We start from the raw sequence: 12551 nt of genomic DNA, 5'->3' as shown, positions 1-12551 counted from the left end.
AAGTTATCCAGTAACCCTTGTCCTATTGGTTACCTATTTAATATTTCATCCTTACAGGAATTCTTTTACTTCCCCATTGACCCGGCCTGTCTTCGAATACACCTGCGAGTTTTTCACCACAGTATCGACACGCGGCCCCCTTTACCTGCCAATTCCCTAACTGATACCAGTCCCTTTCTATCAGTAATTGCTTGCATTGGTGACACCAGGTGCTATCGCCTTCGCTATCATGTACATTACCGGTATAGGCATAACGCACCCCGTTTCCCAGAGCAATACGCCGGGCGTTTGACAACGTATCAGGAGAAGTAAGGGGGTGATCCAACATTTTCCAGTCGGGATGGAAAGCAGTGAAATGCATAGGAACATCAGGGCCAAGCTCCTCTACAACCCAGGCTGTCATTCGATCCAGCTCCTCATCTGAATCATTTTCTCCCGGAATTAGCAACGTGGTTATTTCAAACCAAACTGAAGTTTCATGCTTGAGGTATTTCAGTGTTTCCAGAACAGGCTGAAGGCTTCCACCACAGATTTTTTTATAAAATGACTCAGTAAAAGCCTTTAAATCAATATTGGCTGCATCCATATGTCGATAAAACTCCTGCCGAGGTTTATCACAGACATAGCCGGCACTGACAGCTACAGACTTCACACCCAGTTCGTGGCCAGCCGATGCAACATCAATGGCATACTCATGAAATATCACCGGATCGTTATAAGTGAATGCCATGCTATAGCAGCCCATTTTTTTTGCTGCCAGAGCCAGCTGTTCTGGCATGGCCTGGTCAGCCAGTGTATCCATCTCCCTGGACTTGCTCATATCCCAGTTCTGGCAAAACTTACAGGCAAGATTACAGCCGGCAGTGCCAAATGATAAAACAGGGGTGCCTGGATAAAAATGATTAAGCGGCTTCTTCTCAATAGGGTCAATACAAAAGCCACTGGACCGACCATAGCTGGTTAATACAATCTGCTTGTCATGACAGGCACGCACAAAGCACAAACCTTGCTGTCCCTCTCTCAACTTGCAGGCCCTTGGGCACAGATCACACTGTATTCGTCCATCTTCAAGCGTATGCCAATAGCGAGTGGGTACATAGACAGGGGCAGCACCTTTTGCCAATAACATCGATAGACCTCCATGAATTAATACGGGTATCCAAACCAGTGTCTATAATTATAGGTCGGGTAAAATACTGACCATACAAGTTATGAAATATCCAGGCTAGATATTCAGGTGTGTTCTCAACTAACATGCAGCCAGCCGATAACCCTTTATTAAAACGCCTACCACTTTATTACCATTACATCCGGGGGAGTCATTCATATGAATATTCGCCAGCCAGCCGTCGCAGGCACGTTTTATCCCGAATCCCCTGATCACCTTCAGTCCATGATCTGTGAAATGATGGATGACGCTGAAGAAAGAAGACTATCGCCCAAAGCATTGATTGTCCCTCATGCCGGTTATATTTATTCCGGCCCTATTGCCGCCAGTGCTTATCGCCTGTTAAAACCCATCCGTAATACCATTAAGCGGGTTGTGCTACTGGGTCCCTCTCACAGGGTGGCGTTTGAAGGTATCTCCGTGCCAACCTGTGATGCATTTGCAAGTCCTCTGGGAACTATTCCACTGGATACAACGGCAATCAATAAACTCCTTTCCTTAAGCCAGGTTCATTTACTGGATGAGGCCCATGCCTCTGAACATAGCCTGGAGGTACAGCTTCCTTTCCTTAGAAACTGCCTGAATCACTTTAAGCTTATTCCTATGGTGGTTGGTGATGCCTCTCCTTATGTGGTTGCAGAAGTGATAGAGTCATTATGGGGACAGGATGAAACCCTGATCATCATCAGTACTGACCTGAGCCACTATCTCAATTATGAAGAAGCCTGTCACAGGGACAAGCAAACGGTTAAAGCGATTGAGCAGCTAAGTGACTCTTTAACAGGAGGACAGGCCTGTGGTTGCTACCCTCTTAACGGCATGCTCAAACTGGCCAGACAGCGGGGAATGGAAGTCATAACCTTAGATGTCAGAAACTCGGGAGATACCGCCGGTGATAAAACCAGGGTCGTAGGTTACGGTGCCTTTGTGATTCAATAAAACAACCAAGCCCGGCTATTCTGACCCAATAAAATACAGGGAGGTACAGACTTTGGATCTCAATATAACACCCGCCGACAAGAGAGAACTACTGCGACTGGCTCGCCAGACTATTGCCAGAGGCTGTACCCATGGCGAACCCCCAGCTGTGGATATAGACAACCAGCCAGAAGCTCTTAAACAAACGCTGGCCTGTTTTGTCACCCTGCAAAAACAGGGAGAACTTAGAGGGTGTGTTGGTTCACTTAACGCTTATCGTACGCTGATAGAGGATGTCGTTCATAATGCATTTGCCAGTGCGTTCAGGGATCACCGGTTTCAACCTGTTGCAGAAGACGAGCTAGCTGATATCAAAATTGAAATTTCTATTCTCAGCCCTATGGAGCTGATACCCGTCAATACCGAGCAGGAACTGTTAAAGGCAATGATACCAGGCAAGGATGGTATCTATTTGCAGAGCACTCAATATTCAGCGACTTTCCTGCCACAAGTGTGGGAACAGCTATCAGAGCCAAGGGAATTTCTAGCGCATTTAAAAAGAAAGGCCGGGCTTGACGCCAATCAATGGCCAGAAAATATGAGCTGCTATAGATACCAATGTCTCAAGCTAAAGGAGTAGCTCTGATAATCTAAAGACTGATAATAATATCCATCGTTTCAAATAATAATCCAGTGAAATAAATAATCACCTATTATATTTTTCATCATAAAAAGCAATATTATACTACAATCTATTCTCAAGCTGAAAATGACCATGAAAATCATGTCACATGATCCAAGTTCACCCTTAAACCCTAATAGACCAGCAGCAAATCACAACACCCCTTCAATAGTATTTTTCATATTCTTAACACAACTATTTCTTCTATTTCCCTGGCAAAAGGTAATCGCTAGTGGAAAAAAATGTAATGAATGCCTTGATCAGAACTTCACCTGGCATCAAGGACATTGGTTATGTAATAAGTGTTTTACTATTTATACAGAACAAGCATTTAAGACTCTACCCCCATCAAAGAAAAATACTATAACGTCAGCACTTGATACATTAACCCAACAAGTTAGTAAAATGTCTTTCACAGAAAAAGCAGGGACTTTCGCTGCTGCAACGGTAGTAAGTACTCACGCAACCGCTAATAGATAAAAATAACTGTACGACCGTTTAATAACTCCCCATTCCAATTTGGCTATACTCATTGCCTAATATCGTTAATTTCGCTGTTGTCACGATGAAAACTGTTGATCCAGTAACCGATGTCGCTGTCATAAAAACATTGAGAGAAGCTATTCGACATGGGCCATATCCGTACCTAAGGGAAAGGGCTCATGCTATTTTACTCAGCATACGTGGTTATTCTATGAGCGAGATTGCTGCAATATTTGAAGTTCGATATCAGACAGTCTCTGACTGGATTGATGCCTGGGATGATTATGGCCTTCGCGGCTTGTACAAAAAACATGAAGGTGGAAAACCACCTATCTATACTGACCAGGAAGCACAACGCATTAGAGAGATTGTCTCCGAGGAACCTCGCAGGCTGTCTTATGTTCAAACAAAGATTGCAGAGGAAACCGGTAAGGTTGCCTCAAAGCAAACCCTGTCGAGACTTTTAAAAAAAGCTGGGACTTGTTTATAAGCGGTTTCGTAAAGCTTGCAGCCATAAGCGCGATGAGGAGCAATTCAGATGTTGCCAGTCTGCCTTGAAAGAGGCCCAATATGCTGAGGATAAAGGGCTTGTCAATCTGTTTTACTTTGATGAATCTGGTTTTAGTCAAGAGCCTTGTGTCCCCTATGGCTGGCAAGAAAAAGGCTCACAGCTAAAAATACCCTCTGTAAAAAGTAAGCGTATCAATGTGCTGGGATTTATGAATCGTGCCAATGACCTTTTCTACTACCCAGTAACAGGTTGTGTTAACAGCGAAACAGTTATCAGTGTCTTTGATGATTTTGCCGCCAGGATGGAAGAACCCAAGTACAGCTCTAATGAGCGCTATACCATCGTCATGGTGGATAATGCCAGCATTCATACCAGCAAACTTTTCAGAGAAAGAGTAATAGACTGGGCAATTGAGAAAAAGCTCTTAGTCTGTTTTTTACCAACCTATTCACCTGAGCTAAACCTGATAGAAATATTGTGGAGAAAAGTGAAGTATGAATGGCTGAACCTGCTGTCAATAATGGATTTCAAGGAATTCGAACAAGAGGTCAAACGTATATTTGATCTATTTGGTCAAAAATATCTGATTTCGTTTGAGTGACTACTTAATTTTTTCAGCATATACAGGCCATATTAAAATAACAGCTTCTATTGGAACTATACTCGCTGCCAAAGAATATATAAAGGCAAAATATTTTACGACAAAAGATAAAGTAGAAAAGGAAAATCTTGAAATGGAACATCTTCCATCATTTCTTGCAGCAAGAGAATTTTTAAATAAAATCGAAGATAAGCCCAGCCAAATATATACAGGAGATCATAACACTGTATTAACCACTTTTAAATCCTGTCTTGATAGGGAAATTTCCGTCAGCAAAGAGGCAATTGAACTTTGCCTGGTATTCCACTGGGCAAATGCCCCTCCACAAGATTTCCTCGATAGGTTTACTAACTTTTCTGATGATAGAGTGCTACTTGAAATGGCTAGAGTTGAACAAAAAGAATACCCTCCCGATATTTCAGCACTTAGATACGTTATAGCAAAAAAACCAGAAAAAAATCAAAAAGCGCTTTTCGATGCTATCAACAATGCTGAACATAAGGATGCCGCCCAGCAGGCAGTAACGTCATTTCTGGCAACCAGTATGAGAGCAGGTCAAACCTTCGCATTATTCTTAAAAAAATTGGGCGTCTTTGGTATACATATGACAGCTGAAGGCTCATTCTATCTATATGACCCCCTTGTAGCTAAAATATTTTCATTTGATGGAGTGACACAGCTATTCCCGTGACATCAATTAAATCACTGCAACAGCAAGGCTTACAGTAAATTCCAAATGGAGTGATTTCGCACAAAATAACGTCTACTTTTGATAGGGATACTTTATCAATGGCTGTCTCTCATGGCTTATCCATTCCAAAAAAGTCGTAAGCATCTTTGTGCAAACAGTTTAATTACTACGATTTCTGAAAGTTATGAGCAAATTCCAGATGTCCGACCAAACAAGGATTCCAGAAAAATAACAATACATGATGCCTCCATGTCCGCTTTTGCCATGATGCATCTCAAGTACCCATCGCTCCTCTCGTTTGAGCGTGATAAAACAGAGCAAGAAGTAAGGCATAACCTTGAGCACCTGTATCAGATAAAAAAACGTGCTCCCTGTGATACCAGTATGCGGGAAATCCTGGATCCAATAGATCCCGTAGAGTTCAAAAAGCCTTTTAAGACATTGCTGTCTAACGTCCAAAGGGGCGGATTACTGAAGGCATTCGAATTTCACTGCGGGAACTTGAAAAATCACTACTTGCTCCCGATCGATGGAACTGGGCTATTTTACTCCTGCAATAATAAAAAACCTTGTCAGGAGTGCTGTACTAAAAATAAGGGAAAGGCCAACGAAGCTCACTACCACCAGTTAATGGCAGCATGCATTGCTCACCCGGATCAAAAAACAGTCTTGCCATTGGCACCGGAAGCCATAGTTTGCCAGGACGGTTCGACCAAAAATGACTGTGAAAAAAATGCCATTAAACGGTTGTTTGCCACCATACGAGAGCATCACCCACGTCTAAAGTTCGTTATTCTTCTGGACAGTCTTTATGCTGACAACCCCACTGTCCAACTGATTAAGAGTTATGGCTGGCATTACATCATTGTCGCGAAAGATGGCAACCATGCCTCGCTGGTTGAAGCGATGGATGAGCTGGATAAAGAAGGAAAAGTTCACCGTGCTGAAAAAGTTAATGAAGAGACTGGAATTAAGTGGTGGTTTCGCTATGCCAATGACGTCAGGCTGAACAAGGCAAAATATGCAGAACAGGTTAATGTGCTTGATTTTGTCGAAACCGATAAAAAAGGTAAACAGCATATCTGGTGCTGGGTGACTGATATTCCGCTTAACGAAGAAACCATAGAACCCGTCATGAAAGGAGGGCGCTGCCGATGGCATATTGAGAACCAGACGTTTAACACCCTGAAAAATCAAGGCTACGATCTCGAACATAACTACGGTCACGGTGAGAAGCACTTAGCCACAAATCTGGCCTATCTGACGATGCTTGCTTTTCTCGTAGATCAAATACAGGAACTGTGCTGTCCCCAGTTTCAGGAAGCTTTAAGAACCCGCTCAAAAGGAGTCCGTATAGCATTATGGAAATGGATACAGGGCTATTTTTTGCATTGGCTGATAAAAACGTGGGAGGGGCTTTTTTACACAGTAACTCATGGTATTGAAGAGAAAAGGGTGATTCCATTCGATACATCATAACCGGCCATATCGTAGCTACGTTCAGGGGTGACATTTTTTCTTTAAAGCTCCGCTTTGTTAATTGGCGGCTCAGTTTTGATCGGCTTCATTATTTTTGCTGCCTTATTGTCAATACCAACGATCATCGACGTTCATCATGCGGGAATAGCTGGGAGTGACACCAAAAGATCAACTAATTACGTATATAAAAGTAATGTTTGAGTATTCTGGAGATATAATAAAAGTCTATAACATGCCAAAACTGTAAGGGGTGACAGTGGGAATTAGCAATCAGCATAAGACTTTAACCCTTCTCTCATTACTCGCCAAACAGTCAACAGGGCAATAAATCAGTGTATTATTATTTAACTGAATATATAGATAAAAAATCAATCAGACTAGTAACATTAGCATTACTCATGCTAATCACTGGTGAAACACAGGCAATTCTCTGTCCTCGCTGTGATATGAATACTGATGGAGTTGTACATAGCCAAGATCCCGAAATATGGTTTTGCACTAACTGTAATCTCGAGTGGGAATTTGGTGAAGATACCCGGGAGGGATATTCAACAAAAAGAATTAGGGCAATGGAAATTGTCGCTGCCTGCACAACAGGTGGTCTACTTATGGGAAGTATGGCAACTTATTGGTTAAGTGGCGGTGGAGATCTTGGTGGTCTCGCTGCCTTCATGCTTGGAGGGCCTATTGGGTCTTTCTTAGCAAACAGATTTGCCTGCTCAGTATATTTCCCCCAAAACCAGCTTAACAGCTATATTCCTTCCACTTTTATAACCACCGAACAGCTATTAGAATTTATAGGCGTCTATCCAAATCCTAAATCCCTGGACTTTGACAATTACAAAACCTTGATGAAAAATGCCATTTCAACACATAACCAAAGAAAAAGTCCCATAGCCGTTGGTGTATCACTAATCCATTTAATCATGAAGTCAAAACAAGGTATGGGTGAACCAACAAAGGAAAACTATGAAGAAACACTGTTAACAGTTTACTCTCAAACCAATACTCAACCTTTCCCGTTTTTTGAAGACTTATCAAGTCACAAAATATCTAACTATCTACAACAAGCAGTTAACACCTACTTTGAAAAAAAAGAAATAGAACCTATTATCAGAGCTGCCAGGCCAAAAGATATTATTGTTCTCGATATAAGGAATGAACTTCAATTAGCTTTATTCGTAGAGGTAAACGATAAAGTTCTTTTATATTGTCCTCAAGCTAATACAGAGTCTATGTTCTTAATGACCAAACAAACCACATTACAACTTATCAATAACATAACGGTACATTTGCGATCCCCCGTCCCAACCATATACTGGCCAAGGGCACCGCAAAGCCTTGCCTCTTCGTAAAAGAGAAACAAAAACAGGCGCATCTGGAGATATATAAACACTCCAGGTTTCTTACAAATTAATAACACCTCAAGAAATAGATGACATTCTGATTATGCCATCTATTTCTCAACGACCTATCAAACTATCTCAAACAAATGATGTGTCTTCTTACCCAGCTTCACCAGGAAAAACCGCCCATAAAGTGCCCGTTCAACAGAAAAGCACTCCGGCAAGTTCATATTGTCTTCCATTCCCCGGGCTTCACCATTAAACAGTATGGCTTTACGTCCCAGGGCATCCTTAACCTGCTTACCGGATTTTACCATACCCACTTCAGCAAACAGTTGGGTCATGGGCTGACCTTCCAGCTCAGAATGGTTGACTGTTGCAGAAGGCAGTCCATCCAGTTTCAGTTGCTCCAGATCCTGTTCGGACAGACTGCTTAGCTCTCCGGAAAACAGTGCTTCGGTAATCCGCTCCGCAGACTGTAGCCCTTCTTCACCGTGCACCAGACGGGTCACTTCCCGGGCTAGGATACCCTGTGCAGTCTTCCGCCCCTGAATATTGGCATCCACCTCCTCAATACCACGGATTTCTTCCATACTGAGGAAAGTGAAGTAACGCAGGAATTTGTAGACATCCGCATCAGCGGTATTAATCCAGAACTGGTAGAAAGAGTATGGGGTGGTTCTTTTAGGATCCAGCCAGACAGCGCCGCCTTCCGTCTTACCAAATTTGGTACCGTCCGCCTTGGTTACCAGGGGCACGGTCAGGCCAAAGGTCTGAGCCCGGTTCTGACGACGGGCCAGATCAATGCCACCTACAATATTGCCCCACTGGTCACTGCCACCCACCTGCAGGGTGCAACCATGGCGACGGTTAAGCTCGGCAAAATCCATTCCCTGTAACAATGCATAGGAAAACTCGGTAAAGGAGATACCACTGCCTTCCCGGTTCAGTCGCTGCTGGACAGACTCTTTATTAATCATGGCATTGACAGAAAAATGCTTGCCCACATCCCTCAGGAATTCAAGAACATTCAGGTTTCCTGTCCAATCCAGATTATTGGCAACTACCGCAGAGTTCTCACCACAATCAAAATCAATAAACTGACTCACTTGCCCCTTTATCTTGTCGGCCCAGCCTGCGACGATATCCGGTTTATTAAGCTGACGTTCAGCCGCCTTAAAGCTTGGATCACCAATCAGCCCTGTAGCGCCTCCCACAAGGGCAATAGGCTTATGACCTGCCATCTGGAAACGCTTTAATACCAACAAAGGCACCAGATGACCAAGGTGTAAACTGTCTGCAGTCGGATCGAAACCACAATACAGTGTTCTGGGCTGTTCGCTCAAATGAACTTCCAATTCCTCAACGGCAGTGGTCTGGGCTATGAGCTGGCGAGCCTGGAGATCTTGCAGTAGCGGGTTTTGACTTTCAGACATGGAGTAATCCTGCATTCAAAAAAACGGGTCCAACACTTACCCCTGGCAAGGCTTTCAGGTATCTGCTTCGGGAACCCGTATCTCCCATAGGGAGAAATAAACTAAGACATAAAATCAAGCTGATAAAAATACAATAAAAACCGTCAATTACAAACTGATATAGAGAGTAGAAAGTATTTTTTTTGGCAACCAAAAACTTACTGGCTCAGCTGGCAGTAATGTGTTGTACTACTTTCAGCAACCAATCTGCCGTTATTTTCACGGCTAAGTAATAGACATTAACCCAAATCTCAATTGCCTATGGCTATAAAAAAAGCAATAAGGTAATTTTTAGGGTTATAATTTAGATAGATATATTTTTAACAACGTAATTTATATACCCTAATGAAGAAGGCCACAACCAAAGGTGCCATTCGAAGGAGTCGAGCAACGCGCCTAGCACAGTTTCCCAAAAAACATCTGATCCTGGTCAGTGGGCTTGCTGCTATTACACTGGGAATTATGACCCTGCTGCCCTCAGAGCAAGTCGAGGCAAAGCGTTCAGAACTCCCCCTGATTATTGATGCCCATAAAATACCCGATACACAGCAAGCCATTGAAGACGTCCTGATCGCCAAGGATAACCATCATACTTCCAAAACTCCACTGGATGCCGTGGTAGCAGATCTCGATTCTGAACTGGGCACATGGAAGACGGTGACCATAAAATCCGGAGATACCCTTTCTGCCCTGTTTAATAAGCAAGGCCTGGATGCTGGAGTGGTTTACGGTATCGCTAACACGCCTGAATTCGGTAAAACCCTGTCCCGTATCCGCCCCGGGGAAACCCTGGACTTCCGGATCAGTAAGGCAGGAGAACTTACCCAGTTTCGCTACATTCAGTCAAAATTAAAAAGTATTTTTTTCAACAAAACAAATAACGGCTACCAAGGGGAACTGATCCAGCTTAAACCACAAACCCGTGTAACCTTCAGCAATGGAAAAATCGAAAGCTCCCTGTTTCTGGCCAGCCAAAAAGCCGGATTATCCACAAACCTGACCATGGAGCTGGCAGGTATTTTCGGTTGGGATATTGATTTTGTTCAGGATATTCGAACCGGTGACCACTTCAACCTGATCTATGAAGAAAAATTCCTGGATGACCAGAAGCTTGAGGATGGCAATATCCTTGCCGCCAGTTTCACTAACCAAGGTACAACCTATACAGCGATTCGCTATACCGACAGTAAAGGTGAAACCGGCTATTACTCCCCTGACGGGAAGAGTATGAAAAAGGCATTTCTGCGGACACCCGTAGAATTTACCCGGATCAGTTCCCGTTTTAACCCTAACCGCCTGCACCCGGTATTCAAAACCAAGCGTCCCCATCGTGGCGTAGACTACGCCGCACCCACCAACACACCGATAAAAGCATCCGGAGACGGTCGTATTCAATTTGCCGGATGGCAGCGGGGTTATGGTAATGTGGTTTATATCCAGCACCCTAACAATATTGTCACCGTGTATGCTCACCAAAACAAACTCCGCAGGGGATTAAAAAAAGGCCAGCGAGTCAGACAGGGGCAAGTCATTGGCTATGTAGGCAAAACCGGATGGGCTACGGGTCCCCACTTGCATTACGAGTTCCGGCTAAATGGCGTGCACCGTAATCCAATGACGGTCAAACTGCCCGATGCCTCACCTATCCCCAAAAGAGAAATGGCAAGATTCCAAAGCCATAGCCAACGTTTACTGGCACAACTGGAGAAATCACAAGATACCCTTCTGGCCAGTAACTAGCAGCCTGTCGGACTTAGCCGATCGTAGCGAGTAAAAGACCGGTTTGAGCCATTTTTTATGCTGATTCGAGGCGAATAGTGGTTCTATTTAACGAGAATCAGCATAAAAAATGGCCAAATCCGGCTTTTTCGCAGTAGGTCAGAGCTAAGTCCGACAGGCTGCTAGACCTATATCCCATACCCCTCATTCCCGGCGTCTCGCCGGGAATACATAGGAGTATTTCAGTCCAGTTTACAGGATAGTAACGCCTAGGGCTGTTGAGGTTTTATCGCTCGCTCAGCCCGATTTAGTTTAAAATAAAAAAAATTGTTAATACCAAACAGGGCTAACATGTCAGAAAAATACATTGGGCTTATGTCAGGAACCAGCCTTGATGGCATGGATGCGGTTCTGGTCACCCTCCATAAAAATAAAGTTCAGTTACTTGCCAGTCACACTATACCTTTGCCTGACAGACTTCGTAGCGATATTACAGCCCTTTGTCACAGCGGCAATAATGAAATAGAAAGGCTGGCTACCACCGACCTTGAGATAGCTCGCCTATCAGCTCAAACCGTCAATGAACTACTGGACCTGGCCGATGAAAAACCTTCCGCAATCACAGCCATCGGTAGCCATGGCCAGACTATCCGGCACTTGCCAGACAAAGGCTACACCCTGCAGATAGGAGATCCAAGCCTAATCGCGGAACTCACTGGAATCACTGTTGTAGCAGACTTCCGCCGCCGGGATATGGCGGCAGGAGGACAGGGTGCCCCGCTGGTTCCGGCATTTCACAAAATGCTCTTTTCCAGCCATCAGGAAAACCGGGTTATTGTTAACATTGGCGGCATTAGCAATATTTCTATTCTCTCCTGTGATGCTTCCCGACCCGTTACAGGTTTTGATACGGGTCCAGGCAATCTGTTAATGGATTACTGGTGTCAGAAACACAAAGGCACGGCATTTGACCGAAGTGGTCGTTGGGCAGCTTCAGCCCAGCCCAATTCAACCCTGCTGGGTTCCATGATGTCTGAACTTTTCTTTCATCAGCCACCACCCAAAAGTACCGGCCGGGAATTATTTAACCCTGACTGGCTCAGCCAGCAACTCACATCATTTCCCAATCTACGTCCTGAGGTCATTCAGGCCACGCTTTGCCAACTGACTGCCAAGGGCATAGCGCTCGCAATCAATAAGTATGCACCCAATACAAAATCCCTGTTTGCCTGCGGCGGCGGGGCAAAAAACAAAACGCTGATGAATTATCTCCAGACTGAAATGCCTGACAAAAATGTGTCCACAACGTTAGAGCTGGGAATAGAACCTGGCTGGGTTGAGGCAGTAGCCTTTGCCTGGCTGGCCCATCAGACAATGCATCAGGCTCCGGGTAACTTGCCTGAGGTGACAGGTGCCCAAGGACTCAGAACACTAGGAGGAATATACCCGGCATGAGTATAGCTGCGGATACACCGCAG

12 protein-coding genes are annotated in these 12551 nt (G+C 44.2%); 10 read left to right on the top strand and 2 right to left on the bottom strand.

Going from position 1 to position 12551, the window contains the following annotated elements; genetic code table 11:
• Positions 1-37: 37 nt before the first annotated feature.
• Positions 38-1129 carry an AmmeMemoRadiSam system radical SAM enzyme gene (gene amrS, locus MJ595_RS12265; protein ID WP_263078180.1) on the bottom strand — a complete coding sequence of 364 codons (1092 nt, stop codon included), beginning with the start codon at positions 1127-1129 and terminating at the stop codon, positions 38-40.
• Positions 1130-1327: 198 nt separating this feature from the next.
• Here amrS and amrB point away from each other — a divergent pair, with 198 nt between their 5' ends.
• From amrB to MJ595_RS12225, 8 genes are all read left to right on the top strand, one after another.
• Entirely contained in the window at positions 1328-2107 is a 780-nt protein-coding gene (gene amrB, locus MJ595_RS12260) for an AmmeMemoRadiSam system protein B (RefSeq protein WP_263078179.1), read from the top strand.
• A gap of 52 nt (positions 2108-2159) precedes the next feature.
• Positions 2160-2726, top strand: a complete 567-nt coding sequence (amrA, locus tag MJ595_RS12255; protein ID WP_263078178.1) for an AmmeMemoRadiSam system protein A — start codon at positions 2160-2162, stop codon at positions 2724-2726.
• A gap of 129 nt (positions 2727-2855) precedes the next feature.
• Positions 2856-3248 (top strand): hypothetical protein, encoded by a 393-nt coding sequence (locus MJ595_RS12250; RefSeq protein ID WP_263078177.1) that lies wholly within the window; start codon positions 2856-2858, stop codon positions 3246-3248.
• Positions 3249-3333: 85 nt separating this feature from the next.
• Positions 3334-3741, top strand: a complete 408-nt coding sequence (locus tag MJ595_RS12245; RefSeq protein WP_263078176.1) for a helix-turn-helix domain-containing protein — start codon at positions 3334-3336, stop codon at positions 3739-3741.
• Complete coding sequence (locus MJ595_RS12240) at positions 3725-4363, top strand: IS630 family transposase (protein ID WP_263322441.1); 639 nt, start codon at positions 3725-3727, stop codon at positions 4361-4363. The genes MJ595_RS12245 and MJ595_RS12240 overlap by 17 nt, the downstream gene beginning before the upstream one ends.
• Complete coding sequence (locus MJ595_RS12235; protein WP_263078175.1) at positions 4356-5054, top strand: hypothetical protein; 699 nt, start codon at positions 4356-4358, stop codon at positions 5052-5054. Before MJ595_RS12240 ends, MJ595_RS12235 begins: the two co-directional genes overlap by 8 nt.
• A gap of 111 nt (positions 5055-5165) precedes the next feature.
• Positions 5166-6533 (top strand): transposase, encoded by a 1368-nt coding sequence (locus MJ595_RS12230; protein ID WP_263078002.1) that lies wholly within the window; start codon positions 5166-5168, stop codon positions 6531-6533.
• 446 nt (positions 6534-6979) lie between these two features.
• A complete protein-coding gene (locus MJ595_RS12225) occupies positions 6980-7888 on the top strand; it encodes a hypothetical protein (protein WP_263078174.1) in 909 nt (302 codons plus the stop codon).
• Between the two features lie 119 nt (positions 7889-8007).
• On the opposite strand, the gene tyrS is transcribed toward MJ595_RS12225, so the two are convergent.
• Positions 8008-9315, bottom strand: coding sequence for a tyrosine--tRNA ligase (gene tyrS / locus MJ595_RS12220; RefSeq protein ID WP_263078173.1), 1308 nt, complete (start codon positions 9313-9315; stop codon positions 8008-8010).
• A gap of 384 nt (positions 9316-9699) precedes the next feature.
• Here tyrS and MJ595_RS12215 point away from each other — a divergent pair, with 384 nt between their 5' ends.
• Both MJ595_RS12215 and MJ595_RS12210 read left to right on the top strand, forming a co-directional pair.
• The gene (locus MJ595_RS12215) at positions 9700-11094 is read left to right on the top strand and encodes a peptidoglycan DD-metalloendopeptidase family protein (protein WP_263078172.1); all 1395 of its coding nucleotides are present in this window, start codon (positions 9700-9702) and stop codon (positions 11092-11094) included.
• A 330-nt stretch (positions 11095-11424) separates the two neighbouring features.
• Positions 11425-12528: an anhydro-N-acetylmuramic acid kinase gene (locus tag MJ595_RS12210; protein WP_263078171.1), complete on the top strand. Its 1104-nt coding sequence runs from the start codon at positions 11425-11427 to the stop codon at positions 12526-12528.
• Positions 12529-12551: the final 23 nt, after the last annotated feature.

The organism is Endozoicomonas sp. Mp262 (assembly GCF_025643335.1).
Classification (GTDB): domain Bacteria; phylum Pseudomonadota; class Gammaproteobacteria; order Pseudomonadales; family Endozoicomonadaceae; genus Endonucleibacter.
Note: the sequence above shows the minus strand (reverse complement) of the source record. Positions and strands in the feature narration are given on the sequence as shown.